Source organism: Micromonospora sp. NPDC050686 (genome assembly GCF_040654475.1).
In the GTDB taxonomy this organism is placed as follows: domain Bacteria; phylum Actinomycetota; class Actinomycetes; order Mycobacteriales; family Micromonosporaceae; genus Micromonospora.
The window spans coordinates 18,265-43,808 of record NZ_JBFAID010000056.1 but is presented as its reverse complement, the minus strand read 5'-3'; the positions used below and the strand labels follow the sequence as shown (position 1 = coordinate 43,808).

The following is a 25,544-nucleotide window of genomic DNA, read 5'->3' as shown; positions in this document are numbered from 1 at the left end:
GGCACGAAGCCAGTCAGACGAAGAGTCACGCCCACTGCTGCCGACCATCAGCCCATCACTTGCGGACCGACCAAGCCAGCCTCACAGTCAGTCGACGTAGCCGGCGGTGGGCCAGGTGACCTCGGCGAGGCGGCGCTGGCCCGCGGCGTTGGGGTGGAACCAGTCCAGCCGGTTGACCAGGTCCAGCGAGAACCGCACCCGGTGCACCGCGCCGCCGTCGTACCGGCAGCGTGACCCGTACGCCTTGCAGGCCGCCCGCAGCTGGGCGTTGTAGGCGTCGATCCGCTGGCGGAAGGCCGCCCGGCGGGCCGCCGCCGCGGGCGCGGTCGAGGTGGGGTCGGCGAGCAGGGCGGGGCAGACCCCGTACCGCCAGGCCCGGACCGCCCGGGGCTCGGCGTGCCCGATCTGCCAGAGCCGGTTCAGGTCCGGAATGCTGACCACCAGCACCCGCGCCTTCGGCCGGCCCTTACGCAGCACCCGCAGGCCGCGGTCCACCTGGTCGCGGAACGTGCCGACCGGGGTCATCTGGTCGATCCCGCCCCGGCAGGCGTCGTTGGCGCCGATCAGCACGGTCACGTAGTCGGCGCGGTCGCGTACCGCCGCCTCGGCCTGGCCGGCGAGCGCCGCGGCCCGGGCGCCCGGTGCGGCGTGGTTGCGGGCCCGGCCGCGCAGCGCCGGGTCGAGTTCCCGCAGCCGCTGGTAGTGGCTGTCCACCCGCAGGCCGTCCCCGGTGGACCAGGAGTTTCGCTGGCACTCGGTGAGCACCAGGCAGGACCCGAAGCCGGCGGTGATCGAGTCGCCGAGCGCGGCCATCGCGCCCGGCAGGCCCGGGCGCGGGGCGTCCCGGGAGGGTCGGGGAGCCGCCTGGCCGCCCTCGCAGGCCAGTGCCACCAGGGCGGCCAGGCAGGCGACGGCGGCGACCCAGCGTCGAGGCATGACCACTCCAGTTCCACGGCGCAGCGCAACAGCGCGGTAACTCTATGTGCTCGACGCGGGGCGCCGGGGCGCTGCTGTCGGGTTTCAGGCAGTCATGCCAATGGATCGATGAAGTGTGCTAGCGGCGGGTTCGGCACGTCCGGCGAATGGTCGGCCGTGCCCGGTTAGGGCGGTCCGTGCCGGGGTAGCCCGAAGGAATGACGAGATCGCAACCCCGGCGTGCCCGTGGCACCGTCGGCCACGCGTACAGCGCGCTCAACCTGCGCCTGGTGCTGGCGGCGTTCGGTCTGGTCACCATGACGCTCTTCGCCGTGCTGGCGTTCCGGGCCGAGGTGGTGTGGCTGGGCGTCGTCTGCGCGCTGTTCGCCGTGGTCGCGGCGGTCGACCTGGTGGTCATCCAGCGCCGCCGGGCGGCCCGGCGCCGGGAGGAGCCGGGCACGAAGCACTCACTCTTCGAGTGACAGGAGTACGACATGCCGATCGCCACCACCAACCCCGCCACCGGACAGGTGCTCAAGACGTACGACCCGATGTCGGACGAGCAGGTCGACGCCGCGATCGAGCGGGCACATCTGGCGTTCCGGCAGCTGGGTGACACCACCTTCGCCCAGCGCGCCCAGTGGCTGACCGCCGCCGCCGACCTGCTCGACGCCGAGCGCGACGCCACCGCGCGGCTGATGACCACCGAGATGGGCAAGACGTACGCGGCCGCGCAGGCCGAGGTCACCAAGTGCGCCACCGCCTGCCGGTTCTACGCCGCCAACGCCGAGCGGATGCTGGCCGACGAGCCGGCCGACGCGCCGGCGGTGAAGGCGACGCGGGCCTTCGTCCGCTACCAGCCGATCGGTCCGGTGCTCGCGGTGATGCCGTGGAACTTCCCGCTGTGGCAGGTGATGCGGTTCGCCGCGCCCGCGCTGATGGCCGGCAACACCGGCCTGCTCAAGCACGCCTCCAACGTGCCGCAGACCGCCCTGTACCTGGAGGACCTGTTCCGCCGGGCCGGCTTCCCGGAGGGCGCCTTCAGCACCCTGCTGGTGGGCTCCGACGCGGTGGACCGGATCCTCGCCGACCCGCGGGTGCGGGCCGCCACCCTGACCGGCAGCGAGGCCGCCGGGCGTTCCATCGCCCAGAGCGCGGGCCGGGAGTTGAAGAAGACCGTGCTGGAACTGGGGGGCAGCGACCCGTTCGTGGTCATGCCCTCGGCCGACCTCGACAAGGCCGCCGAGGTGGCCACCACCGCCCGCTGCCAGAACAACGGCCAGTCCTGCATCGCGGCGAAGCGGTTCATCGTGCACACCGACGTCTTCGACGCCTTCGCCGAGAAGTTCGCCGCCCGGATGGCCGCGCTGCGCGTCGGCGACCCGATGGACTCCGACACCGACGTCGGCCCGCTGGCCAGCGAGAGCGGCCGGGACGCTGTCCACGCCCAGGTGCAGGACGCCGTCGACAACGGCGCCACCGTGCTCTGCGGCGGCGAGCGGCCCACCGGCGACGGCTGGTTCTACCCGCCGACCGTGGTCACCGACCTGAAGCCCGAGATGCGGATGTGGTCCGAGGAGGTGTTCGGCCCGGTGGCCGGCCTTTACCGGGTGGCCTCGTACGACGAGGCGATCGAGATCGCCAACGGCACCAACTTCGGCCTGGGCTCCAACGCCTGGACGGAGGACCCGGCCGAGCAGGAGCGCTTCGCCACCGACCTGGACGCCGGCAACGTCTTCATCAACGGCATGACCACGTCCTATCCCGAACTACCTTTCGGCGGGGTGAAGAACTCCGGGTACGGCCGCGAGCTGTCCGCGCTGGGCATGCGCGAGTTCTGCAACACCAAGACGGTGTGGATCGGCGCGGGCGAGGCCGGCGCGGGCGCCGGCGCGCACGCCGAGTAGCAACTGTCAAGCGGGGCCCCCTCCTATGCAGAATGCGTTAAGCGGGGGCCCTGCTTACATCTGGACCGGTGTGGGTAGGAGATCCGCCCATGACGGTGTTCGGGTTTCACGCGTCCCACGAGCAGATCCACCCCGCCCGGCTGCTGGCGGCGGTGATCCACGCCGAGCGGGCCGGCTTCGGCGCCGCCATGTCGTCGGACCACTTCTCCCCGTGGAGCACCCGGCAGGGCCAGTCCGGCTTCGCCTGGTCCTGGCTCGGCGCCGCCCTCCAGGCCACCAACCTCTCCTTCGGCGTGGTCAACGCCCCCGGGCAGCGGTACCACCCGGCGATCATCGCCCAGGCCATCGGCACCCTCGGCGCGATGTACCCGGGCCGGTTCTGGGCCGCGCTGGGCTCCGGCGAGGCCAGCAACGAGCACATCACCGGCGACGCCTGGCCGCGCAAGGAGCTGCGCAACGCCCGGCTGCGCGAGTGCGTCGACGTGATCCGGGCGCTGCTGGCCGGCGAGGAGGTCAGCCACGACGGGCTGGTCCGGGTGGACCGGGCGAAGCTGTGGACCCGGCCCGAGGAGTCACCCGCGCTGATCGGCGCCGCGGTCAGCGTGCAGACCGCCCGCTGGTGCGCCGAGTGGGCGGACGGGCTGATCACGGTCAACGCGCCGACCGCCCACCTGAAGCGGATGATCGAGGCGTACCGGGAGGCCGGTGGGCGGGGACCGCTGCACCTGCAGGTGCACGTCAGTTGGGCGCCCGACCAGGCCGAGGCCGAGGCCATCGCGTACGAGCAGTGGCGCAGCAACGTCTTCCCGCCGCCGATCTGCTGGGACCTCGACACCGCCGAGCACTTCGACGTGGTCAGCGAACAGGTGCCGATGGAGCAGGTCACCTCCACCGTCAACGTCTCCGCCGACCTGGGCCGGCACGTGGGCTGGCTGGAGGAGTACGTGGCGCTGGGCTTCGACCAGATCGCCCTGCACCACGTCGGGCAGGAGCAGCGGGCGTTCATCGACGCCTTCGGCGCCGAGGTGCTGCCGAAACTACGACCGGCGGGGTGACCGCGGGTGACCGGCGCGGCCTAGGCTCGTGATCCATGGAGCCTCTCTTCGAGGTCGTGGTCTTCCTCGCGATCGCGACCTTCGGCGCGGCGCTGGCCCGGCGGCTGGGCCTGCTCGCGCCGATCCTCCTGGTGGTGGCGGGCCTCGCCCTCTCCTTCGTGCCGGGTCTGCCGCACGTGCGGCTCGAGCCGGAACTGGTGCTGGTCGGCATCCTGCCGCCGCTGCTCTGGGTGGCCGCGCTGGAGACGTCGGTGCCGGCATTCCGCCTCAACCTGCGCCCGATCCTGCTGCTCGCCGTGGGGCTGGTCATCTTCACCGCGTTCGTGGTGGGCACGGTGGTGCACCTGTTCCTGCCCGAACTGCCGTACGCGATCTGCCTGGCGTTGGGCGCGGTGGTGGCGCCGCCCGACGCGATCGCCGCCACCGCGGTGGCGCGCAAGATCGGCCTGCCCCGGCGGATCGTGACCATCCTGGAGGGGGAGAGCCTGGTCAACGACGCCACCGCGCTGGTGCTGCTGCGGGTGGCCATCGCGGCGGCCACCGCGACCGCCGGCGGCGTCGGGGTGGGCTACGTGGCCCGCGAGGTGGTGGTCGCCACGGGCGGGGGCATCCTGGTCGGCGTCCTCGGGGTGGTCGTCTTCTCCTGGCTGCATAAGCGGATCACCGACCCGCTGCTGGACAACGCACTGTCGCTGATCGTGCCGTTCACCGTGGTCTTCACCGCCGAGGCGATCCACGCCTCCGGGGTGGTCGCCGTGGTGGTGACCGGGCTGGGCATCGGGCACAGGATGCCGCTGCTGCTCTCGGCCGCCTCCCGGTTGCAGATCAGCGCCTTCTGGCGACTCGCCCGGTTCCTGCTGGAGGGCGTGGTCTTCCTGCTGGTCGGCCTGCAACTGCGGGACGTGCTGACCGGCCTGGCCGAGCCGTTCGGCTTCCTGGTCGGGATCACCGTGGCGGTGCTGGCCGCCGTGTTCCTGTCCCGGTTCGTCTGGGTCTTCCCGGCCACCTACCTGGCCCGGCTGGTGCCCCGGATCCGGCGCCGCGAGGAGGCCCCGCCGGTGCAGGCGCCGATCGTCATCGGCTGGGCCGGCATGCGGGGCGTGGTGACCCTGGCCGCCGCGCTGGCGCTGCCGCTCACCCTCGCCGAGGATCGGCCCTACCACCGGGAACTGTTCATCTGGCTGGCCTTCGCGGTGATCGTGGCGTCCCTGGTGGGGCAGGGCACGACGCTGCCCGCGGTGGCCCGCCGGCTGCGGCTGCCGCCCGACGACGCGGTGCAGGACGCGCTGTCGGCGGCCGCGGTGCAGCAGCAGGCGAGCCGGGCGGCCCGGGACCGGCTGGAGGAACTGGCCGACACGGTGCCCGCCGCCGTCGCCGACCGTGCCCGCCGGGTGCTGGAGAACCGCACCAACACGGCCTGGGAACGGCTCGGCGGCGCCGAGCGGGAGACCCCCTCCGCGGCGTACGGTCGGCTGCGGCAGGAGATGATCGACGCGGAGCGGGAGGTGTTCCGGGCCGCCCGCGACTCGGGAAAGCTTCCCGAGGAGGCGCTGGTCCGCGCCTATCGTGATCTGGACCTGGAGGAGTCGATGCTGCGCCGGGAGGACGAGGAATGAGCTGCCAGCACCTGGCCGAGGCGGGCACCACCGAGCCGGAGACCACCACCGAGTGCCCGGACTGCGTGGCGGTCGGCAACACCGACTGGGTGCACCTGCGCGCCTGCCTGACCTGCGGGCACGTCGGCTGCTGCGATTCGTCGCCACAGCAGCACGCGACGAAGCACTTCGCCGCCGGCGGGCACCCGGTGATGCGCTCGATCCAGCCGGGGGAGTCGTGGCGGTGGTGCTTCGTGGACGAGGAGATCGGTTGACTCAGTCCAGCCGGCGCTCCAGCACCTGGCCCGGCCAGGGCTCGCGGCCCGGCCGCTCGACGATGAACGGGTCGGTGGCGGTGAAGCCGCAGCTCTCGTAGAACCGCACCAGCGCCCGGTCGTCGCCGCCGTAGCAGTCCACCCGCAGCAGCCCGACGCCCCGCTCCCGGGCCAGCTCGCCGGCGTGCGCCAGCAGCCGCGCCCCGATCCCCAGGCCGGCGTGCGCCCGGTCGGTGACCAGCAGGTTCACGTACAGCTCCGGCTCGGTGGCCGGCGGCACATAATCGGTGGCTGCGCCGACCACCAGCGCGCCGACCGGCCGGCCGTCGAGTTCCGCCAACCACAGCCCGTCGCCGCCGGCCCACTCGTCTGCCTGGGCGATCCGGCGCGGGTTGGTCGACGCGAGTTCGGTGCCCCACTGGCGGGTGCGGCCGCGCGCCACCAGCCAGGCGGTCGCGACGTCGAGCAGGCGCACCACGGCGGGGCCGTCGGCCGGTACGCCGGGCCGCAGGGTGATGGTCCGTTTGTCGGTCACGGTCGACATGCTGCCACCCCGGGCAGCCGGCACGGCGGCGGAGACCTCGCGGATCAGCTCGGCCACCTCCTCACCCCAGTGCGAGGCGATGACCAGGTGCCGGTCCGGGTCGACCCAGAGCAGGTGCCGGCCGCCGTTGCCGCGGGCGCAGCGTCCGCCGGTCGGCGCCCCCGGCTGCACCCGGCCGGCGTCGTTGCGCCACCACAGGTAGCCGTAGTCGGGGTTCAGCTCGCACGGCGCCCAGGCCCGGTCGATCCATTCGGCGCTGAGCAGCCGTTGGCCGCGCCACGCGCCGCGTCCGGCATACAACTCGCCGAGCAGGGCCAGGTCGGCGGCGGAGATCCACAGGCCGCCGCCCCAGTGCGCGCCGCCGCTGACCACCGGCACCGCGCGCCCGTCCAGGTCGACGACCGAGTCGGCGTACCCGTGCCAGGACCAGGTGTCCGACGCGCCGAGCGGGTCGAGCACCGTCTCGCGCAGCACGTCGGGCAGCGGCCGGCGGAACAGCAGGGTCAGCGCCAGGCAGAGCAGATTCACCCGTACGTCGTTGTAGGCCCAGCCGGTGCCCGGCGCGCCCTCCCGCTCGAAACCCTCCCGGCGGCTCTGCGCGTCCACCTCGGTCGGCTTGCCCCACAGCTCGCCGGTCCAACCGCTGGTCTGCTGGAGCAGGTGCGCCCAGGTGATCCCCTCGACGCCCAGGCCGGCCAGGAACGGGTGGTCGACCGTGGCCGTCACCGGTGCGGCCGGGTGCAGCAGCCCTCGGTCGAAGGCCACCCCGGCGAGGGTGGCGACGACCGCCTTCGTGCCGCTGAACAGCATCTCCGGGACGTTCGGGTCGCCCCAGGTGGCGACCACCTCGCCCCGGTGGCGGGCCACACCGCTCGCTCCGGAGCCGGGCAGCAGCGGACCGGTCACCTCCCGGTGCGACCCGTCGGCCACCTGGGCGGCGAGGTAGCGCGCCATGTCCCCGATGCCCTCGGTCGGCCGCTCGGCCTGCCGCACCACGGCGGCCCGGACGGCGCCAAGATCGATCGTCATGTCCCGACCGTAGGACGGTCCGGTCCTCGGCCGTCGCCCCGCCGGCTGCGACGCCGCTCACACCGGAGGCGTCGAAGCCGGCCGGCGGTGTCAGCCGACGGTCGCCCGCTCCCACGGCGCCGGTACGCGCACCGACGCCATCCCAGCCGCCGTGGCGGCCCGGATGCCCAGCTCGGTGTCCTCGAACACCAGACAGTCCGCCGGGGCCACCCCGAGCTGCCGGGCGGCCAGCAGGAACGCCTCCGGGTCGGGCTTGGGCCGGAGATAGTCCCCGGCGCAGACCAGCACGTCGAACCGGTCGAGCAGGCCCAGCGTGGAGAGCGAGGCGGTGACGCCGGCCCGGGTGCTGCCGGAGACCACCGCGAACGGAACCCGGCCGTGGTCGGCCTCGATGTGCGCGAGCACCTCGGGCACGGCGGTCAGCCCCGGCAGGGCGCCCGCGTACAGCTCCTCCTGGCGCCGGACGACCGCGTCGACCGGCATGGCCAGCCCGGCCCGCTCGTTGAGCGTGGCGACGATGTCGGCGATCGGCCGCCCGCCCCAGGCGTAGAACAGCTCCTCGGGGAACTCGCAGCCCCACTCGTCCAGGGCGGCGCACCACGCGGTGTAGTGCAGCGGCATCGAGTCGGCGATGGTGCCGTCGCAGTCGAACAGGTACGCGCGGAAGTCGCCCGTGGGCAGCGGAAGGGCCATGGGAGCAGGCTATGGCACCGGCACCCGCGGGTCGAAGTGCCCTGCTTCACCGAAGGAGTGGCCTCCCGGGGTGGGGCGGCCACTCCTTCGGTGAAGGTGGGCGTGGGGCGGGGGTCAGGACAGGGTGCAGGCCCTTCCGTTGAGGGTGAGCAGGGCGGGGTTGGGGTTGGGGCCGGCTTCGGTGGCGCCGTTGAGACCGAAGGTGATGGTGGCGCCGGGGGCGATCCGGGCGTTCCACTCCTCGTTGCGGGCGGTCACCGTCGCGCCGGACTGGCTGACCCGCGCCGACCAGGAGTGGGTGACCCGCTGGTCGCCGAGGAACGCCCACCGCACGGCCCACCCGTCCACCGCGGAAGCGCCGGTGTTGCGCAGGGTGACCTGAGTGGTGAAGCCGGCCGGCCAGCTGCCGTGGGTGGTGTAGCCGACCGCGCAGCTCGGGGCGGGGACCGCGCCCGCGTCGCCCTGGTCGGCGAGGAAGGACGCCAGCCAGGCCAGCGCCGAGTTCCAGTTGATCGCCACCTCGTTGGTCGCGTACGAGTTGATGTCGTCGACGTAGCAGAACATCGGCGCGCAGCCGGCCAGCAGCTGCGCGGCGTACGGGTCCTGGAGGGCGGCGTTCGGGCCACCGGCGATCGAACCGGCGGGCGGGTTCGGCGACGCCGGGTCGAGCTGGTGGGCGAAGATTCGGCTGTGCTGGTTGCGGGCGTGCCGCTCACCCCAGCCGGTCACGTACGACATGTTCAGCGCGTTGCGGCCGAACAGGTAGTCCGCCCCCTGCACGGCCCCGTCCCGGTACTTCGCGTCCCGGGTCAGGTCGAAGGCGGTGGCCAGCACGATCGCGTTGTTGATCACGTTGCTGTTGCTGCCCCACACGTACGCCTCGGGGGTGCCGGGCAGTGGCAGCCCGTACGCCTGGGCGGTGAGCGCGGCCAGGTAGCGGTCGGCGGCGGCGGTGACCGACGCGCGGACCCGGGCCCGCTCGGCGGCCGGCAGGTTGCTCGGCACGGTGGCCAGGTCGAGCCGGCCCACCGCGGCCACGCTCTGCCAGCCGAACGCGCCGCCGGCCTCGAAGACGTCGGCGGTGTGCCGGGGCGAGGCGGTCAGGTCCGCCAGGTACGCCTTCTCCCCGGTGGTCAGGTACAGCTCGACGGCGGCCCAGTAGAACTCGTCGGTGACGTCGCCGTCGTCGTACGCGCCGCCGCCGGTGCCGTCCGTCGGGCTGGCGTAGACGGCGGGATGGGCCTTCGCGGCCGCGTACGCGGTGCGCGCCGCGTCCCGGCAGCGCTTGGCGAACGCCGCGTCGTACGGGGCGTAGAGCCGGCCGCACTGGGCGGCGACGGCGGCCAGGTTGAGGGTGGCCGCGGTGGACGGCGGGTGCAGCTCGCGCGGCTGCGGGTCGTCCTGCGGGGCGAGCGGCAGGCCGGTCCAGTTCCGGTCGTGGATCTTGTGGTGGACCATCCCGGCGAGCGGCTTACCGGCCGGCACCTGCATGCGCAGCAGGAACTCCAGCTCCCAGCGCGCCTCGTCGAGGATGTCCGGCACCTGGTTGCCGCGCTCGGGCACCCGCAGCGTCGAGTCACCGAGCCCCGCGCCGCCGTCGGCGGTCTCCGCGGTCTTGGTCCGCTCGAACGCGTTGAGCAGCTGGTAGGTGGCGATGCCGCCGTTGACCACGTACTTGCCGTGGTCGCCGGCGTCGTACCAGCCGCCGCGCACGTCCAGCCGGTAGTCGCACACCCCGGGCTGGCAGGGCACGTCGGTGTCGCCCTGGTTGGGCGCCACGCCGAGGTGCCCGCCCGGGCGGGCGTACTCGGCGCCGATCAGGTCGCCGTCGATCGGGGTGCCGCTGCGCTGGGCGTAGAAGAACTGGAGCGCGTCGGCGCGCAGCCCGTCGTAGACCGTGCCGGAGATGTCGAACGGGTGGCTGGCCGCGCCGTCGACCACCAGCGCGTAACCGGCGCCCGGGGTACGGAAGGCGGAGAAGTCGACGGTCTGCACGTTTTCCCCAGAGGCGGCGTCCACGCCGCGCGGGGTGCTGCGCCCGGAGGCCACCACCGCGCCGGCGGCCGACCGCAGCTGCCAGGTCAGCGGCTCGGTCGCCTCGGTCACCACGGTGGCGTGCTTCGGGCCGCCGGGCAGGTAGCCGACCTGGTTGACCCGTACCGGCGGCCCGGTGTCCGGCTCGTACGGCGGGGCGGCCTCGCCACCGCGCAGCGAGACGTTGTCCAGGCAGAAGGTCTGCTCGGCGGCGCTCCCACCGATCTGGAAGATCAGCTGCGCGGACGGGTTCTCGGTGGGCGCGGTGAAGGTCCGCTCGACGTGCTGCACGGTGGTGCCGGCCGCCACGTCGGCGGTGAAGTAGCCGGTGTACGGGGCGCTACCCTGCTGGAGCACCGCCTTGACCCCGGCGCCGGGGGTGGCTCGTACGTCGAAGGCGAGGGTGTATTCGGCGCCGGCGAGCAGCCGGACGGCGTCCTGGCCGATGCCGGCGTCCCAGGGGTTGGCGGTGCCGGCGGCGACGGTGGTGCACAGCCAGCCGTCGGTCACGGCGAGCTGGCCGGTGCCGTAGGAGAACCACGGGCTGACGCCGGCGCTGAAGTCGCCGTTGCTGATCTGTTCGGGGGCGTCCGGCGGCACCGCGGCGTACGCCGGGGCGGCGCCCGCGCCGGTGAGGGCCAGGACGGTCGCCGCGGCGAGCGCCGCGCGGCGGCGTCGGCGACGGGTGGATGGCGTCACGGGGGTTCCTCCGGTGGTGAGGTTCCGGTGCGGTTGACCAGGGGAAACTCCCGCGAATCTTGGGAGCGCTCCCACTTTCCAGCCCGATGCTGCCAGCGGGTAACCCTCCTGTCAATTGATCTGCCTTGATGAGCTGCCGGGCCGGCCGACGTGAGATTCACCGCGCGACGCGCCGTGGTCCCGATCTCCTAGAGACAATCCGGCCCTCGGCCTGGCAGGCTGCGTCCCATGACCCTGAAGCTTCGTTCCGTGGGGGCGAGCGACCGTGGGCTGATCCGCAGCGGAAACCAGGACGCCTTCCACGCCGGCGCCTGGCTCGTCGCCGTCGCCGACGGCATGGGCGGCATGGCCGCCGGTGACCTCGCCAGCCAGATCGCCATCGATTCGGTCGGGCCACTGGACGTCGAGACACCCGAGCATGCCCTGGTGGAGGCGCTGCAGGGCGGCATCCAGTTGGCCACCACCCGGATCCGCCAGGCGGTGGCCGAGGACCCGGAACGGCAGGGCATGGGCACCACCCTGACCGCGCTGCTGTTCGCCCGCACCGGCACCTGCCTGGCCCTGGCGCACGTCGGCGACTCCCGGGCCTACCTGTTCCGCGAGGGCGTGCTCAAGCAGGTCACCCGGGACGACACCTTCGTGCAGATGCTGGTCGACCAGGGCGTGATCAGCCCCGAGGAGGCCGGTAGCCACCCCCGCCGGGCCGTGGTCACCCAGGCGTTGCAGGGCGACGAGGTCTCCCCGGCGTACGCGACGATGGTCCCCCGGGTGGGCGACCGCTGGCTGCTGTGCAGCGACGGCCTCTCCAACGTGGTCCGGCCGGACACGCTGAGCGAGGTGCTGGGCGGTGCGGCCGACCGGAGCGAGTGCGCCCGTCAGTTGATCGAGCTGGCGCTGCGCGCCGGTGGCCCGGACAACGTGACGGTGCTGGTCGGCGACGTCACCGACGAGGACTGAGCGCTCCCGGCAGGTGTTAAGCGGGGACCCCTGCTATGCGGAAAGCGTTAAGCGGGCCCCCCTCCTTACCTCCGGGTGGGGGTGGCGGCGGTGGGGTCGGCGGGCCAGGAGTGGCGCGGGTAGCGGCCGCGCAGCTCGGCCCGGACCTGCGGATAGCCGGTACGCCAGAACGACGCCAGGTCGGCGGTCACGGCCACCGGCCGGCCGGCGGGGGAGAGCAGGTGCAGCAGCACCGGCACCCGGCCGTCGGCGATCCGCGGCGCGGCCGGCCAGCCGAAGGTCTCCTGGAGCTTGACCGCGAGCACCGGGGCGGCGGGGTTGGCGTAGTCCACCCGGATCCGGGAGCCGCTCGGCACGGTCAGCCGCTCCGGGGCCACCTCGTCCAGCCGGCCGGCGATGCGCCAGGGCAGCAGCCGGCGCAACGCCCCGGCCACGTCGATCCGGCTCAGGTCGGCCCGGCGCCGCGCCCCGGCCAGCTCCGGCCCCAGCCAGTCCGGCGCCGTGGCGAGCAGCGCCTCGTCGCCGACGTCCGGCCAGTCGCCGTCCAGCGCCTGCCGGCAGAAGGCCAGCCGGGCGCGCAGCGCGTGCGCCGCCGGGGTCCAGCCGAGCAGCCCCAGCCCCTCCTGCCGTAGCCCGGCCAGCAGCGCTGCGGCCAGCCGGTGCGGGTCAGGCCGGCGTAGCGGGCGTTCGACCAGCTCGACCGCGCCGAGCCGGACCACCTCGCGGGCCACCACGTCGCCGTCCACCCAGCCGATCTCCCGGTCCTCGGCGAGCAGCGCGGCGGCGGCCTCCCGGGCGGTCGCCTCGTCCACCGGCGCGGCCAGCCGGACCCGGGCGGTGGGCGCGCCGGGGGAGCGGTCCGCGACCGCGACGGCCAGCCAGCCGGCCCCGGCCAGCCCGGACCCCGGCGCCAGCTCCGCGGCGGTCCCCCCGGCCATCAGGTACGACGTGCCGCCGGGCCGGCGGGCCCGGGCCAGCCGCTCCGGGTACGCCAGCCCGACCAGCAACCCGGCCGCGAGGTCGTCGGGGAGCGGGCCGCCGCCGGGCGGCGCGGAACGGGTCTCCGGCGGCGGCCCGCCGGACGGGGTGGGCCGGGCCGGCGGCGCGTCGCGGGGCGGGGTGGCCGGGGCCGGCGCGGGCAGGGCGGCGCGCAACCGGCGTACCTCGGCCCGCCAGCGTGCGGTGGCGCCGGGGTCGGTGCCGGCGCGCAGCCGCCGCCAGCGCGCGGGCAGGTCGTCGCCCGGCCCGGCCAGGCTCTCCTCGGCGAGCACGGCGACCACCTCGGCGGCCCGGTCCGCGCCCACCCGGGCCGCGCCGTCCAGCAGCGCCCGGGCCAGCCGGGGATGCGCGCCGGCTGCCGCGATCGACCGGCCCCGGGGGGTGATCCGGCCGGCCGGGTCCACCGCGCCGAGGGTGGCCAGGGTCTCCCGGGCGACCGCCATGGCCGCCGCGGGCGGCGGGTCGGGCAGGGCCAGCCCGGTCCCGTCGGGGCGTCCCCACGCCGCCAGCTCCAGTGCGAAGCCGGTCAGGTCGGCGGTGGCGATCTCCGGCTCGGGGTGCGGCGCGAGCCGCTGGTGCGTGGCCTCGGACCAGCACCGGTAGACGTACCCGGGGGCCTCCCGCCCGGCCCGCCCGGCGCGCTGGGTGGCGCCGGCCCGGGAGACGGGGACGGTGACCAGGCCGCCCAGGCCCCGGGCCAGGTCCATCCGGGCCACCCGGCTCAGCCCGGCGTCCACCACCACCCGGACGCCGGGGACGGTGAGGCTGCTCTCCGCGACGGCGGTCGCCAGCACCACCCGCCGCCGGGGCCCGGGACGCAGCGCCGCGTCCTGGTCGGCGCCGGACATCCGCCCGTGCAGCGGCAGCAGCGCCACCTCGTCGCGCAGCCCGGCCAGGCGACCCGCGACGCCGGCGATCTCCCCGGCGCCGGGGAGGAAGACCAGCAGGTCACCGTCGCGTTCGCGCAGCGCCCGCCGGACGGTGTCGGCCACGTGGTCGAGCAGGGCGGGTGCCACCCGGGCCCGGTCCGGGGCGACCACCGGCCGGGGCGGCGGCGCCCAGATCCGGGTCACCGAGTGCAGCGCGGCCGGCGCGCGCACCACGGGCGCCGCGGCGGAGCCGCCGGTGAGCAGCGCGGCGAAGCGGTCCGCCTCCGGGGTGGCGGACATCGCCAGCAGCCACAGGTCGGGGCGCAGCGCGGCCCGCGCCTCCACCGCGAAGGCTAGCGTCAGGTCGGCGTCGAGCTGCCGCTCGTGCACCTCGTCGAGCAGCACCGCGGCCACGCCGGCCAGCTCGGGGTCGTGTTGCAGGCGGCGCAGCAGCAGGCCGGTGGTGACCACCTCGATCCGGGTGTCCGGCCCGGTGCGCCGCTCGCCGCGAACCGCGTACCCGATCCGGCCGCCGACCCGCTCGCCGAGCAGCGCGGCCATCCGGCGCGCCGCGGCCCGGGCCGCCACCCGCCGGGGCTGGGCGACAAGCACCCGGCCGGGCACCTCGTCGGCCACGGCCAGCGGCGCGAGGGTGGTCTTGCCGGTGCCGGGCGGGGCGACCAGCACCGCGGTGCCCGTCGCGCGCAGGGCGTCGAGCAGCGGCGGCAGCGCCGGCCGGACCGGCAGGTCCAGCGGTACGTCGGAGAGCACGGTCCCACTCTCGCACCACCGGCGGCACCTGCCGGCCGGTGTCCGCCATCTCATATTGACCGCTGTCACGAGCTGGCGTTGAGTGATCGATATGGCACGGATCGCGTACGACGAGGCGGCCGCGGCGGCCTTCGCGGCCACCCGGCAGCTGGGCTCGCCCGGGCTGACCGCCTGGCGGGCCGCCGTCGCCCGGCACCTGCCGGCCCGGCCCGGACTGCGCCTGCTCGACCTCGGGGCCGGGACGGGCTGCTGGGCCGCCGCCTTCCAGCAGTGGTACGCCGCCGACGTGCTGGCGGTGGAGCCCGCGGCGGCGATGCGCCGGCGGGCGGCGTACCCGATGGTGGCCGGGCGCGCGGAGGCCTTGCCGGTCACGGCGGCCAGCCTGGACGGCGCGTGGATCTCGACGGTGATCCACCACCTGCCGGATCTGCCCACGGCCGCCGCCGAGCTGCGTCGCGCGTTGCGCTCCGGGGCGCCCGTGCTGATCAGATCGGTCTTCGCCGGCCGGGGCGGCGGGATCAGCCTGTTCCGGTGGTTCCCGGAGGCGCTGCGAGTGGTGGAGAGCTACCCGGCGGTGGCGGACGTCTGCGCGGCGTTCGGCGCGGTCGGGTTCGCCCCGGTCGCCCTGGTGCCGGTGCCGCAGGTGACCGCGCCGTCGCTGCGAGCCGCGGCGGCCGGCCTGCGCCGGGCGGCGCACACCCCGTTGCTGCTGCTCGACGACGCCGACTACGAGCGCGGCCTGGCCCGGCTGCGGGCGGCGGCGGCCCGGACGCCCCGGGCGCCGGTGGTGGACTCGCTGGACCTGCTGGTGTTGCGCTGAGCCGGGTGCGGGCCGGGTGCGGACACGGCGATGGCCGGGCCCGCCGACCCGGCCATCGCACCACCCCCTGACAAGGCTCAGTACGTGCCGTCGAGCTGCCCCCGGAGCTTCGTCAGCGCCCGGGCGAGCAGCCGCGACACGTGCATCTGCGAGACGCCGATCTGCTCGGCGATCTGCGACTGGGTCAGGTTGCCGTAGAAGCGCAGCGTGAGGATCTTCTGCTCGCGCTCGTCGAGCGTGGCCAGCGCCGGGCCGAGGGCGACCCGCAGCTCGGCCAGCTCGAACTCGCTGTCCTCGGTGCCGAGCATGTCGCCCAGCTCGGTGGCCCGGTCGCCGTCACCGGTCGGGGTGGACAGCGACACCGCGTTGTAGGCGCGGGCGCCCTCCAGGCCCTCCAGGACCTCTTCCTCGGTGAGCTTGAGGTGGGCGGCGATGTCGGCGACCGTCGGGGACCGGCCCAGGGTCTGCAGCAGCGAGCTGTTGGCATCAGAGATGGCCAGTCGCAGCTCCTGCAGGCGACGCGGCACCCGGATGTCCCAGGTGCGGTCGCGGAAGTGCCGCTTGAGCTCGCCGATGATGGTCGGGATGGCGTACCCGGCGAAGTCGACGCCGCGCGACGGGTCGAACTTGTCGACCGCCTTGATCAGGCCGACGGCGGCGGTCTGCGCCAGGTCGTCGGTCGGCTCGCCCCGGCCGCTGTAGCGGTGGGCCAGGTGGTTGGCGAGCGGCAGCCACGCCTCGATGGCCCGGTCCCGCATGGCGGCGCGGGACGGGTGGTTCGCCGGCAGCGCGGCCATCGCGTTCAGCAGGTCCGCGGCGCTGTCGGTGAGCGCGCGCGGGTCCAGCTTCTCGTCGGTCGTCGGTACGGCGGTCGCCGTCTGCTCAGTGGTCGTCGGCGCGGTCATGGGTGGTCCTCCCTGCACCTCGTCCGCGGATAAAAGACGTGACGCTTCGGTTTAGCTTGAGTTGATCCGTTCGGGACTCACCTTAGCCCGATCGTCTCGCAGAAATCTAGCCGAAAGTACGATGTACTTAAGGAATTTTCCTCGCGATAAGCCATGAATCGGGCGAGCGTCCCGGGGCGTGTGATCACGATTACCGGTACCTGCGGGCCACCCGCCCGCCCCCCGATCGCCGACTCCCGGAGCCGGGCGGAGGCGCAGGCCGACCGATCGGGCAAGAGAAAACCCGACAACCGGCGACGACTGTCGCCTATCCGTCGTTGTCCCGCCGGTGGGACCCGCCGTAGCGTCCGTGGGGTATTCCCTGGTTGGAGGTCCTGTGCTCGACCCCGCCGCACCCCAGCTCGTGGTGCAGTGCCGCACGCTCTACTTCAGTTGGCTGCCGGCGGACCCCGACGCGGTGGCCGCCCTCGTGCCGGCCGGGCTGCACCCCCGACCGGACCGCCAGGTCTTCATGAACCAGTACGTGGTGGACGACGAGACCCAGTCCTCGGGGCTCGGGCCCTACTCGCTGACCTACCTGGGCGTCACCCTCACCGGAGTGGACGCCCCCGGCGGGCACCCGGGCGGCTGGTGGACCCACTACCTGGCCTCCAGCCCGCTGATCCGCGACTACGCCGCGGCCCGGGGCGCGCCGGCGGCAGCCGGCCGGACCACCATCGAGGTGCGGGGCGAGGAGTTGACGGCGGTCACCGAGGCCGACGGCGAGCCGCTGATCCGCGCCCGGTGCCGGGTGGGAGACACCGGTCACCAGATCCACAGCGGCCATCACCGCTTCCTCAGCCGCGGCGACGGCGAGGTGGTCAGCGCCGTCTACCCGTTCATCGCGGAGCCGGTGACCCCGTTCGAGATCGAGTCGGTGGAGTTCCTCGACCCCGGGCACCCGGCGTACGCGCTGCGCCCGGCCAACCCGCTGACCATCACCTGGGGGTTCTACGCCCCGCGCTCCTCCTTCGCCCACCCGGGCGGGCTCACCTCGTGGCCGCTGGCGGGCGAGCCGGTCGTCGCCGACCCGCCCCGGCCCCGGCGCACCGTCGCCGAGGGGGACGTGCCCGGCACGGGGCGGCCACGCGCCGAGCCCTCCGGGCCGGACGTGCCGGCAGTCGGGCGCCGGTCGGAGGTGCCGGTCGGCCCCGGTCCCGGGCGGTTCTGGAACGGGCCGGGACCGCACTGGCCGTACGACGCGTCGCCGGCGCTGGACGGCGCGGGCTCAGAACGTGCCGGCGCGCCGGGCCCGCAGTGGCCGTCCGTCCGGGTCGTAGACCAGCCGGTAGACCGGTAGCGCCCAGGCGCGGGTGTACCAGGGCAGCCGCTCCGGTCGGTGCGGGCGCAGCCGGCCCGGCGGGCGGCGGCCAACCCGTCCGCCGTCGTGCCACCGCTGCAACGCCTTCGCCGCCGAGGTGATCGCCGCGACCCCCTCGGCCGGGTCGAGCAGGTCGTGGTCCTCGCCACCGTCCGGGTCCCGGTCCAGGTGCTCGCGCCACAGCCGCAGGCGCAGCTCGCGGGCGAAGACCCGGGCCCCGTCGCCCCGCCCGCCCGGGTCGGTGGGCGGGCGCTCGTCGCGGGTCTCGTCGAGCACCGCGCAGGACAGTTCGCTGTCGTGGGTCCACGAGCGCCGGTTGAAGTTGTCGCTGCCCACGCTGACCCAGACGTCGTCCACCACGCACACCTTGGCGTGCACGTAGACCGGCTCGCCGTCGTGGTTCTCGACGTCGAAGACGTGCACCCGGTCCGGCGCGGCCCGGTGGCAGAGCGACAGGGCCTGCTCCCGGCCGACCATGTTGGGCGGCAGCGCCAGCCGGCCGTCCACGTCCGGGTGTCGGGGGACGACCGCCACCAGGTGCAGCTCCGGATTGGCCCGCAGCGCCTCGGCGAACAGCTCCGCCACCTCGGTCGACCAGAGGTACTGGTCTTCCAGGTAGATCAACCGCCGGGCCCGGCGTACCGCCTTGGTGTAGCCGCGGGCCACCGTGCGCTCGCCGTCCGGGGCGAAGGAGTACCGCGGGCGCACCGCCGGGTAGGTGCGCAGCACCTGGACGGCGTGCGGGCCGCACGGCGGCGGGTCGGCCGGCTGCGCGGGCAGCGGGTCGGGACTGAGGTCGGCGCGGCGCAGCCGGTCCCGCAGATACGCCATCGGATTCTCCGAGTCCAGCGGCATCGGGTCGGTCCAGCGCTCCCGGAACGTGGTGTCCAGCGCCCCGACCACCGGCCCACGCACCGCCAGCTGCACGTCGTGCCAGGGCGGGCGCGGCCCGTACCGGGGCGACATCAGGACCGGTTGCGGGTCACCGGCGTGGCCGGCGTCGTCCCGGCGGCTGTGGCACAGGTCGATCCCGCCGGCGAAGGCGATGTCCCGCTCCGGGGCGCCGGGGTGACGCAGCACGACCAGCTTCTGGTGGTGCGAGCCGCCGCGGCGGACCCGCTGGTCGAGCAGCACCTCCCCGCCGGCGGCGCGGAGCGTCTCGCTGAGGCCGCGGTTCTCCGCCTCGCTGTACGAGAGCGCGTCGAGGTGGGAGCGCCAGACCAGCCCCTTGACCACCACACCGCGCTGGGCCGCCTGGGCGAACAGCTGCGCCACGGTCGGGCCGTCGGGGCGCAGCCGCTCGTCCGGGTCGCCGCGCCAGTCGGTGAAGAAGAGGTGGTCGCCGGGGCCGAGCGCGGATACCTCACTGACCAGGCGGTCGAAATACGCGGCGCCGTGAATTAACGGCTCGGCAAGGTTTCCGGTCGCCCAGACGGGTAACTCCGAGACCGGGTTGGCGCGTTCCCGCGCGGTGAGGAACCAGTCCCGCAGCGCCACGTTCCAGCCCTCCCGAGGTCGAAGACGTCCTCACGGTATGACCACCGCGACGGTCCCGCACCTCCGGCGACGCCGACGTGACCGCGCGGGGGAACCGAATACGACGACAACCGAGGAGGCCACCCCATGCCCGCCGAGACGACGAACACCGTGACCGAGCACCGCCCGCAGGCGGTGGAGGGTGAACGGGGTGCGCTGGTGGCGGTGTTGGTGATGGTGCTCCTGGGGATCGCCGGCATCTTCGCCGTCTCCTGACGCGCCGGACGGGCGCCCCGGGGGTGAGCCCTCGGGACGCCCGAACCGTGCGGCTGGTGTCAGGCGGTGCCGCCGTCGGTGTGCGGCATCCGCTCCGTCGGGACCACCCCGAGCCGGCCGGCCTGGAAGTCCTCCACGGCCTGGATCAGCTCGGCCCGGGTGTTCATCACGAACGGCCCGTAGTGCGCCACCGGCTCCCGGATGGGCTGCCCGCCCATGATGTAGAGCTCCAACGCGGGGGTGTTGGCGTCCTGCCGGTCGGCCGCGGCGACCCGCAGCGCGTCGCCCGGACCGTGCGCGGCGAGCTGACCGGTGTGGATTGGGCGGCGGTCGGTGCCGACCGTGCCGCGCCCGGCCAGCACGTAGACCAGGGCGTTGAAGTCGGCCCGCCAGGGCAGGCTCAGCTCGGCGCCGGGCTGCACCGTCACGTGCGCGATGGTGATCGGGGTGTGGGTCGAGCCCGGCCCCCGGTGCCCGGCCACCTCACCGGCGATCACCCGGATCAGCGCGCCGCCGTCCGGCGTGGTGAGCAGCGCCGACTCCCGGCCACGGATGTCCTGGTAGCGCGGCGGGATCAGCTTGGCCACCCGGGGCAGGTTGACCCAGAGCTGGAGGCCGTGGAACAGCCCGCCACTGACCACCAGGTGCTCCGGCGGCGCCTCGATGTGCAGCAGGCCGCTGCCGGCGGTCATCCACTGGGTGTCGCCGTCGGTGATGGTGCCGCCGCCGCCCTGCGAGTCCTGGTGGTCCATGATCCCGTCGATCATGTAGGTCACCGTCTCGAAGCCGCGGTGCGGGTGCCACGGGGTGCCCTTCGGCTCGCCCGGCGCGTAGTCGACCTCGCCCATCTGGTCGAGGTGGATGAACGGGTCCAGCTCGCTCATCGGCACCCCGGCGAAGGCCCGGCGCACCGGGAAGCCCTCGCCCTCGTAGCCGCTGGGGGCGGTGGTCAGCCGGCGGACCGGCCGGTAGTTGGTCGACTCGCCGAGGCGGGGCAGGCGGGGCAGGACGAGGACGTCGTCGACGGTGATCGCGGGCATCGGGGGCTCCTTCTAGTTGTCGGCCGGGGTGGACGACGCGTCGCGGTCGGCGCGCAGGCGCCGGCCGAGCCGTTCGAAGACCCGGGTGAGGCAGGCGACCTCGGCGTCGTCGAGGTCGTCCATCAGGTGGCTGCGCACGGAGCGCAGGTGGTGCGGTGCGGCCTCGCGCAGCGTCAGCAGGCCGGCGGCGGTGAGCACCGCCTCGCTGCCCCGGCGGTCGCCCGGGCAGCTCTCCTTGGCCACCAGGCCGCGCTTCTGCATCGAGGTGATCTGGTACGTCAGCCGGCTCGGCGAGAAGACCAGCCGGCCGGCCAGCTCGCCCATCCGCAGCCGCTGGCCGGGCGCCTCGGAGAGGAGCACCAGCACGTGATAGTCGGCGAAGCTCAGCTCGCTGTCGGCGCGCAGGTCGTCCTCCAGCTGGGTGAACAGCCGCTGGCTCGACTCGATGTACGCCCGCCAGCAGGTCATCCGCGCGCGGTCCAGGCTCTCGGTCACGACATCACAGTAGCACTCCTTCAAAATTTAACAACTCCTGCGATCGGTAGGTGAGCTGCACAACCAGGAAGGCCGCCGATGCATTCCTTCGGATTTGAAATCAGATCGGCGGAGGTACGGGGGAAGGCCGGCGGTCCCAGACGTGCCAGACTCCGGTGCCGTGGAGCACGTCGAACTCACCGCCCCCGGCCTGGCCCTGCGCCCCTGGCGGCCCGCGGACGCCCCGGCCGTGCTGGCCGCCGTCACCGATCCGGCGATCGCCCAGTGGAACCCGCAGGACGTCACCGACGAGGCGGGCGCCGTCGAGTGGATCCGCCACCGGACGGACTGGAGCGCCGGCACCGCGATCTCCCTCGCGGTCACCGACGCCGCCGACGGTGCCCTGCTCGGCGGGATTGCGCTGCACCGCATCCGCGGCGAGGACGCCGAGATCGGCTACTGGACCGCCGCCCCGGCCCGCGGTCGCAACGTCGCCGCCCGGGCGGTCACCGCGCTCACCGGGTGGGGCTTCACCCGGCTCGGCCTGCACCGCGTCGAGCTGTTGCACGCCGTACCCAATGTCGCGTCCTGCCGGGTCGCCGAGCGGGCCGGGTACGCCGCCGAGGGCCTGCTGCGCGAGTCCTACCGGTTCGGCGACGGCCGACGCTACGACGAACACCTGCACGCCCGGCTCGCCACCGACCCGCCACCGCCCGGCCAGGCCACGTCCGGTTGAGGGTGCGAGGGGCAGGACATGGCCTAGGGTCGACGGGTGGATCATCTCGACCTGCTCGACTGGCGGGAGCGGGTGGCCCGGCTCTACCTCTCCGACCGGGACCTGGCCGGCTTCCGCGCGGCCCGCGACGAGCTGTTCGCCAGCCACCCGTGCAGTCCGCTGCCGCCGCCGCAGCGGGCCGGCTTCACCGGCCTGCCGTGGTTTCCGCCGAACCCGGACGCCGTGGTGGAGGCGCCGCTGCGTCCGGCCTCCGGCGAGCTGAGCATCGACACCGGCGGGCCCGACGGGACGGTGCGCTACCGCCGGGTCGCGGTGGCGGAGACCCCGTGGGGCGAGCTCACCCTGTGGTGGATCGAGGCGTACGGGGGCGGGCTGTTCGTGCCGGTGCGCGACGCCACCAGCGGGCGGGAGACGTACGGCGGCGGCCGTTACCTCACCGACACCGTCAAGGGCACCTTCGGCCGGGGCCTGACCGTGCTGCCCGGCGGCCGGGTGCGGTTGGACGGCAACTACCTCTACAACCCGTCCTGCGCCTACGAGGACCGGTGGGCCTGCCCCCTCGCGCCACCCGAGAACCGGGTCGACGTGCCGATCCGGGCCGGCGAGCTGAGCTGGCACCGCTGACGGCACCGGTGACGACGCCGACGCCCCCGGCGCGAACCGCGCCGGGGGCGTCGCCGCGCAGGGGCCTCAGCGGGCCGCCGCGCCGGTGGGCGTCAGGTGCATCCGGCCCAGCAGCTGCCGGGCCTGGTCGGCCAGGTCCGCCTCGACGGTCACCGCGTACTGGCCGGCGCGCAGCGAGCTGGCCGAGGTGAAGTCACGCCGGCCGCCGGTCATGGCGTGTGCGACCGCTCCGAACACGGCGCCCCAGATGGCGCCGATCACCAGCCCGACCAGGATCACCGCGATCCAGTTGCCGGCCGTGAAGATGCCGAACAGCAGGCCGATGAAGAGCCCGAACCAGGCGCCGGTACCGGCGCCGACGGCCGCCGCCCGGCCGGTGGTCATCCGGCCCAGCACCGTCTCCACCAACGTGAGGTTGGTGCCGACGATCGACGTCCGTTCCACCGGGAACCGGTTGTCGGCCAGATAGTCCACCACCCGCTGCGCGGACGGGTAGTCCGGGTACGAGCCGATGGTCACGGTCGGCGGGCCGGCCTGTGGGCCGTGGCCGTCACCGCTGGGCGCGGCCGGCCGTCCCGCCGGGCCGGACGGGAGGTTGTCGCCGCCCGGCATCCCGCGACGCCAGGCGGCGGTCGGGGTCGAGGGTCTGGTCATGAGCATCCTCCTTCGTCAGCCGCCCGGGTTCCCGGCGGCGCCGGGGGGTAACCCGCGGCGCGGCGACGGATCCGCCGGCCCCACCGCGAATGCTCCCGCCCGGCCGCGGGTAACCCCTGCTGTGCAGAGCGGACGGATCAGCGAGCACGGCTTCCTGGCCGACGGCCGCAGCGCGGCGCTGGTCGACCGGGCCGGGTCGGTGAACTGGTGGTGTCCGGGCCGGTTCGACGCGGCCTCGGTCTTCGGCCGGCTGCTCGGCGACGACGCCGGGCACTGGTCGATCCGGCCGGCGGGCGACTTCCGCACCGAACGCTCCTACCTGGACGACACGCTTGTGCTGCGTACCGTCTTCCACACTGCCCGCGGATCGGTCGCGGTGACCGACGCCCTGGCGCTGGAGCCCGGGGCGCGGGGCCACGACATCGGAGTCCGGTCGCCCGGGGTGCTGGCCCGGGTGGTGGCGGGGCTCTCCGGCGCGGTGCCGGTGCGGCTGGAGTACCGGCCGCGCTTCGAGTACGGGCGGGTCACCGCGCTGCTGACCGACGACGGGGGAGTGGTCCGGGCCACCGCCGGGGCGGACCGGCTGGCGCTGCGCGGCGACGCGCCTCTGGACTGCGTCGGTGGCGAGGCGAGCGCCCGGTTCACGGTCCGCGCGGGCGAGACGTACGGCTTCACCCTCGGCTTCGCGCCCACCTACGGCGGCGGGCCACCCGACCTGCCCGACGCCTGCCGGGCGGTGGCCGAGACGGTGGCCGGCTGGCGGTCGTGGGCCGCGCTGCACGGCTACCGTGGCCGGCACCGCGAACAGGTGCGGCGCAGCGCCATGGTGGTGCAGGGGATGACCTACGGGCCGAGCGGCGCGGTCGTCGCGGCCGCCACCACCTCGCTGCCCGAGCAACCGGGCGGGGACCGCAACTACGACTACCGCTTCGTCTGGGTACGCGACTTCAGCCTTACCCTCCAGGCGCTCTGGCGGGCGGCCTGCCCGGACGAGGCGAATCGGCAGTTCTCCTGGGTGTCCCGGGCGATGGGCCTGATCGGCGACGAGGCGGTGCCCATCATGTACGGCGTGCAGGGCGAGCGGGACCTCACCGAACACGCCCTGCGCCACCTGCCCGGGTACGAGGGCAGCCGGCCGGTGCTGATCGGCAACGACGCGTGGACCCAGCGGCAGAACGACGTGCTGGGCGAGATCCTCGACGCCGCCTGGCTGATGCGGCACTACCTGGACCCGATGGCGCCGGAGGTGCGCGAGCTGCTGCGCGGGATGGCCGACCGGGCCGCCGTCGACTGGCGCCGCCCGGACGCCGGCATGTGGGAGGCGCGGGACGCCGAGCGGCACTACCTGTCGTCGAAGGTGCAGTGCTGGACCGCGCTGGACCGGGCGGTCCGCTTCGGCCCACGGCTCGGTGACCCGCCCGACGTGCAGCGCTGGGCGGCCGCCCGCGACGAGGTGCGCGCGGCGGTGCTCGACCGGGGCTGGAACGAGCGGGTCGGGGCGTACACCGGGGCGTTCGACTCCGACCGGCTGGACGCTTCGGTGCTGCTCATGCCGCTGGTGGGGTTCCTGCCCGCCGACGACCCGCGGATGCGCGCGACCATGGACCTGATCGAGGGCCGGCTGGGCCACGACGGCCTGCTGCGGCGCTGGGGCGGCGACCCCGCCGGCTTCGTCATCTGCTCGTTCTGGCTGGTCAGCTGCCTGGCGCTGGCCGGCGAACTGGACCGGGCCGAACGGCTCTTCGGCCAACTCGCCGGCCGGGTCAACGACCTGGGGCTCTACGCCGAGCAGATCGACCAGGCCACCGGCGAGCAGCTGGGCAACTTCCCCCAGGCGTTCTCGCACATCGGGCTGATCAACGCCGCGGGCCGGCTCACCGAGGCCGCGGAGCGGGCGGGACGGATGACCGCGGCACCCGCCGTGCCGAGGGGCGCGGCGGCGACGGAGGGAGCACGTCGATGACGGGACGACTCAGTGGGAAGACCGCACTGATCACCGGATCGGACTCGGGGATCGGGCAGGCCACCGCGATCGAGTTCGGCAGGGAGGGCGCCGACGTGGTGGTGCACTACCTGCACGACCACGCGGGCGCGAACCACACCAGGGCGGAGATCGAGAAGGCCGGCCGGCGCGCGATGGTGGTGCAGGGGGACATCAGCGTGGAGCACCAGGTCGAGGCGATGTTCGACGAGGCGCTCGCCGAGTTCGACCGGCTGGACATCCTGATGAACGACGCCGGGGTGGACGCCTCCGGCATTCCCGTGGCCGACCTGGACACCGAGACCTGGGACCGGTGCATCCGGACCAACGTCTACGGCACGTTCTTCTGCTCGCGCCGCTTCGTCCGGCACCGCAGGGAGCAGGGTGGCGGCGGGCGGCTCATCAACATCACCTCCATCCACCAGGAGGTGGCCCGGTCCGGCGGCGCGGACTACGACACCAGCAAGGGCGCCATGCTCGAGTTCGCCAAGAGCCTGGCGCTGGAGGTCGCGCCGATGCGGATGAACGTCAACAACATCGGCCCCGGCATGGTGCTCACCCCGTTCAACCAGCGCGCGATCGACGACCCGAAGTACCTGGAGGAGCAGGTGCAGAGCATCCCCTGGAAGCGGGCCGCGGAGCCGGCGGAGATCGCCAAGCTGGCCGTCTTCCTGGCCAGCGACGACGCGGACTACGTGACCGGGTCGACGTACTTCATGGACGGCGGGCTGATGCAGAACCAGGGCCAGGGCGCCTGACGCGCCGCTCCGCGCCGATGCGGGCTCGCGCCGATCGGGCGGGATGCGGCAAGCCGGTGCCTTCCGAGGCGGGGAAAGCGCCAGGTGCCGCATGTCGC

General features: G+C 74.4%; 23 protein-coding genes. 13 read left to right on the top strand and 10 right to left on the bottom strand.

Annotated features, from left to right (window positions below; genetic code table 11):
• Positions 1 to 87 precede the first annotated feature (87 nt).
• On the bottom strand, positions 88 to 936 hold the full coding sequence (locus AB0H57_RS27245) for a GDSL-type esterase/lipase family protein (protein ID WP_357511228.1): 849 nt from the start codon (positions 934 to 936) through the stop codon (positions 88 to 90).
• Between the two features lie 197 nt (positions 937 to 1,133).
• Here AB0H57_RS27245 and AB0H57_RS27240 point away from each other — a divergent pair, with 197 nt between their 5' ends.
• The 5 genes from AB0H57_RS27240 (at position 1,134) to AB0H57_RS27220 (ending at position 5,747) form a co-directional block, all read left to right on the top strand.
• A complete protein-coding gene (locus AB0H57_RS27240; protein ID WP_357511226.1) occupies positions 1,134 to 1,397 on the top strand; it encodes a DUF6343 family protein in 264 nt (87 codons plus the stop codon).
• 12 nt (positions 1,398 to 1,409) lie between these two features.
• The gene (locus AB0H57_RS27235) at positions 1,410 to 2,822 is read left to right on the top strand and encodes an NADP-dependent succinic semialdehyde dehydrogenase (RefSeq protein ID WP_357511224.1); all 1,413 of its coding nucleotides are present in this window, start codon (positions 1,410 to 1,412) and stop codon (positions 2,820 to 2,822) included.
• Positions 2,823 to 2,911: 89 nt separating this feature from the next.
• The gene (locus tag AB0H57_RS27230; RefSeq protein WP_357511222.1) at positions 2,912 to 3,877 is read left to right on the top strand and encodes a TIGR03885 family FMN-dependent LLM class oxidoreductase; all 966 of its coding nucleotides are present in this window, start codon (positions 2,912 to 2,914) and stop codon (positions 3,875 to 3,877) included.
• A gap of 35 nt (positions 3,878 to 3,912) precedes the next feature.
• Positions 3,913 to 5,493 carry a Na+/H+ antiporter gene (locus AB0H57_RS27225; protein WP_357511220.1) on the top strand — a complete coding sequence of 527 codons (1,581 nt, stop codon included), beginning with the start codon at positions 3,913 to 3,915 and terminating at the stop codon, positions 5,491 to 5,493.
• A complete protein-coding gene (locus AB0H57_RS27220; protein WP_357511218.1) occupies positions 5,490 to 5,747 on the top strand; it encodes a UBP-type zinc finger domain-containing protein in 258 nt (85 codons plus the stop codon). Before AB0H57_RS27225 ends, AB0H57_RS27220 begins: the two co-directional genes overlap by 4 nt.
• 1 nt (position 5,748) lies before the next feature.
• Here AB0H57_RS27220 and AB0H57_RS27215 read toward each other — a convergent pair whose 3' ends face one another.
• The 3 genes from AB0H57_RS27215 to AB0H57_RS27205 form a co-directional block, all read right to left on the bottom strand.
• Positions 5,749 to 7,320, bottom strand: a complete 1,572-nt coding sequence (locus tag AB0H57_RS27215) for a GNAT family N-acetyltransferase (RefSeq protein WP_357511216.1) — start codon at positions 7,318 to 7,320, stop codon at positions 5,749 to 5,751.
• A gap of 90 nt (positions 7,321 to 7,410) precedes the next feature.
• Complete coding sequence (locus AB0H57_RS27210) at positions 7,411 to 8,013, bottom strand: HAD family phosphatase (protein WP_357511214.1); 603 nt, start codon at positions 8,011 to 8,013, stop codon at positions 7,411 to 7,413.
• Positions 8,014 to 8,127: 114 nt separating this feature from the next.
• Entirely contained in the window at positions 8,128 to 10,746 is a 2,619-nt protein-coding gene (locus AB0H57_RS27205) for a glycoside hydrolase family 9 protein (RefSeq protein WP_357511212.1), read from the bottom strand.
• Between the two features lie 228 nt (positions 10,747 to 10,974).
• Between AB0H57_RS27205 and AB0H57_RS27200 the strand changes: the two genes are divergently transcribed.
• Entirely contained in the window at positions 10,975 to 11,703 is a 729-nt protein-coding gene (locus AB0H57_RS27200) for a protein phosphatase 2C domain-containing protein (protein WP_357511210.1), read from the top strand.
• Positions 11,704 to 11,768: 65 nt separating this feature from the next.
• On the opposite strand, the gene hrpB is transcribed toward AB0H57_RS27200, so the two are convergent.
• On the bottom strand, positions 11,769 to 14,342 hold the full coding sequence (hrpB, locus tag AB0H57_RS27195) for an ATP-dependent helicase HrpB (RefSeq protein ID WP_357511208.1): 2,574 nt from the start codon (positions 14,340 to 14,342) through the stop codon (positions 11,769 to 11,771).
• A gap of 91 nt (positions 14,343 to 14,433) precedes the next feature.
• Here hrpB and AB0H57_RS27190 point away from each other — a divergent pair, with 91 nt between their 5' ends.
• Entirely contained in the window at positions 14,434 to 15,162 is a 729-nt protein-coding gene (locus AB0H57_RS27190; RefSeq protein WP_357511206.1) for a methyltransferase domain-containing protein, read from the top strand.
• A 77-nt stretch (positions 15,163 to 15,239) separates the two neighbouring features.
• Here AB0H57_RS27190 and AB0H57_RS27185 read toward each other — a convergent pair whose 3' ends face one another.
• Positions 15,240 to 16,067 carry a SigB/SigF/SigG family RNA polymerase sigma factor gene (locus AB0H57_RS27185; RefSeq protein WP_357511204.1) on the bottom strand — a complete coding sequence of 276 codons (828 nt, stop codon included), beginning with the start codon at positions 16,065 to 16,067 and terminating at the stop codon, positions 15,240 to 15,242.
• Positions 16,068 to 16,443: 376 nt separating this feature from the next.
• Between AB0H57_RS27185 and AB0H57_RS27180 the strand changes: the two genes are divergently transcribed.
• Complete coding sequence (locus AB0H57_RS27180) at positions 16,444 to 17,406, top strand: hypothetical protein (protein WP_357511202.1); 963 nt, start codon at positions 16,444 to 16,446, stop codon at positions 17,404 to 17,406.
• On the opposite strand, the gene AB0H57_RS27175 is transcribed toward AB0H57_RS27180, so the two are convergent.
• Complete coding sequence (locus tag AB0H57_RS27175) at positions 17,335 to 18,924, bottom strand: phospholipase D-like domain-containing protein (protein ID WP_357511200.1); 1,590 nt, start codon at positions 18,922 to 18,924, stop codon at positions 17,335 to 17,337. The two genes, AB0H57_RS27180 and AB0H57_RS27175, sit on opposite strands and share 72 nt — an antisense overlap.
• Before the next feature lie 126 nt (positions 18,925 to 19,050).
• On the opposite strand from AB0H57_RS27175, the gene AB0H57_RS27170 reads away from it, so the two are divergent.
• On the top strand, positions 19,051 to 19,179 hold the full coding sequence (locus tag AB0H57_RS27170) for a hypothetical protein (RefSeq protein ID WP_255610116.1): 129 nt from the start codon (positions 19,051 to 19,053) through the stop codon (positions 19,177 to 19,179).
• Between the two features lie 59 nt (positions 19,180 to 19,238).
• Here AB0H57_RS27170 and AB0H57_RS27165 read toward each other — a convergent pair whose 3' ends face one another.
• On the bottom strand, positions 19,239 to 20,219 hold the full coding sequence (locus AB0H57_RS27165) for a pirin family protein (protein ID WP_357511198.1): 981 nt from the start codon (positions 20,217 to 20,219) through the stop codon (positions 19,239 to 19,241).
• Between the two features lie 12 nt (positions 20,220 to 20,231).
• Entirely contained in the window at positions 20,232 to 20,714 is a 483-nt protein-coding gene (locus tag AB0H57_RS27160; protein ID WP_357511196.1) for a MarR family transcriptional regulator, read from the bottom strand.
• A 160-nt stretch (positions 20,715 to 20,874) separates the two neighbouring features.
• On the opposite strand from AB0H57_RS27160, the gene AB0H57_RS27155 reads away from it, so the two are divergent.
• On the top strand, positions 20,875 to 21,429 hold the full coding sequence (locus tag AB0H57_RS27155; RefSeq protein ID WP_357511194.1) for a GNAT family N-acetyltransferase: 555 nt from the start codon (positions 20,875 to 20,877) through the stop codon (positions 21,427 to 21,429).
• A gap of 36 nt (positions 21,430 to 21,465) precedes the next feature.
• On the top strand, positions 21,466 to 22,053 hold the full coding sequence (locus AB0H57_RS27150) for a DUF1684 domain-containing protein (protein ID WP_357511192.1): 588 nt from the start codon (positions 21,466 to 21,468) through the stop codon (positions 22,051 to 22,053).
• A 66-nt stretch (positions 22,054 to 22,119) separates the two neighbouring features.
• Here AB0H57_RS27150 and AB0H57_RS27145 read toward each other — a convergent pair whose 3' ends face one another.
• A complete protein-coding gene (locus AB0H57_RS27145; RefSeq protein ID WP_357511190.1) occupies positions 22,120 to 22,707 on the bottom strand; it encodes a general stress protein in 588 nt (195 codons plus the stop codon).
• Between the two features lie 121 nt (positions 22,708 to 22,828).
• Between AB0H57_RS27145 and AB0H57_RS27140 the strand changes: the two genes are divergently transcribed.
• Together AB0H57_RS27140 and AB0H57_RS27135 are read left to right on the top strand one after the other, a co-directional pair.
• Positions 22,829 to 24,670 (top strand): glycoside hydrolase family 15 protein, encoded by a 1,842-nt coding sequence (locus AB0H57_RS27140; protein ID WP_357511188.1) that lies wholly within the window; start codon positions 22,829 to 22,831, stop codon positions 24,668 to 24,670.
• Positions 24,667 to 25,446, top strand: a complete 780-nt coding sequence (locus tag AB0H57_RS27135) for a glucose 1-dehydrogenase (protein ID WP_357511186.1) — start codon at positions 24,667 to 24,669, stop codon at positions 25,444 to 25,446. The genes AB0H57_RS27140 and AB0H57_RS27135 overlap by 4 nt, the downstream gene beginning before the upstream one ends.
• Positions 25,447 to 25,544 lie beyond the last annotated feature (98 nt).

Coding starts and splice junctions, on each gene's coding strand:
- AB0H57_RS27245 (WP_357511228.1), bottom strand. CDS start 936: ATGCCTCGACGCTGGGTCGCCGCCGTCGCCTGCCTGGCCGCCCTGGTG.
- AB0H57_RS27240 (WP_357511226.1), top strand. CDS start 1,134: ATGACGAGATCGCAACCCCGGCGTGCCCGTGGCACCGTCGGCCACGCG.
- AB0H57_RS27235 (WP_357511224.1), top strand. CDS start 1,410: ATGCCGATCGCCACCACCAACCCCGCCACCGGACAGGTGCTCAAGACG.
- AB0H57_RS27230 (WP_357511222.1), top strand. CDS start 2,912: ATGACGGTGTTCGGGTTTCACGCGTCCCACGAGCAGATCCACCCCGCC.
- AB0H57_RS27225 (WP_357511220.1), top strand. CDS start 3,913: ATGGAGCCTCTCTTCGAGGTCGTGGTCTTCCTCGCGATCGCGACCTTC.
- AB0H57_RS27220 (WP_357511218.1), top strand. CDS start 5,490: ATGAGCTGCCAGCACCTGGCCGAGGCGGGCACCACCGAGCCGGAGACC.
- AB0H57_RS27215 (WP_357511216.1), bottom strand. CDS start 7,320: ATGACGATCGATCTTGGCGCCGTCCGGGCCGCCGTGGTGCGGCAGGCC.
- AB0H57_RS27210 (WP_357511214.1), bottom strand. CDS start 8,013: ATGGCCCTTCCGCTGCCCACGGGCGACTTCCGCGCGTACCTGTTCGAC.
- AB0H57_RS27200 (WP_357511210.1), top strand. CDS start 10,975: ATGACCCTGAAGCTTCGTTCCGTGGGGGCGAGCGACCGTGGGCTGATC.
- AB0H57_RS27190 (WP_357511206.1), top strand. CDS start 14,434: ATGGCACGGATCGCGTACGACGAGGCGGCCGCGGCGGCCTTCGCGGCC.
- AB0H57_RS27185 (WP_357511204.1), bottom strand. CDS start 16,067: ATGACCGCGCCGACGACCACTGAGCAGACGGCGACCGCCGTACCGACG.
- AB0H57_RS27170 (WP_255610116.1), top strand. CDS start 19,051: ATGCCCGCCGAGACGACGAACACCGTGACCGAGCACCGCCCGCAGGCG.
- AB0H57_RS27165 (WP_357511198.1), bottom strand. CDS start 20,219: ATGCCCGCGATCACCGTCGACGACGTCCTCGTCCTGCCCCGCCTGCCC.
- AB0H57_RS27145 (WP_357511190.1), bottom strand. CDS start 22,707: ATGACCAGACCCTCGACCCCGACCGCCGCCTGGCGTCGCGGGATGCCG.
- AB0H57_RS27135 (WP_357511186.1), top strand. CDS start 24,667: ATGACGGGACGACTCAGTGGGAAGACCGCACTGATCACCGGATCGGAC.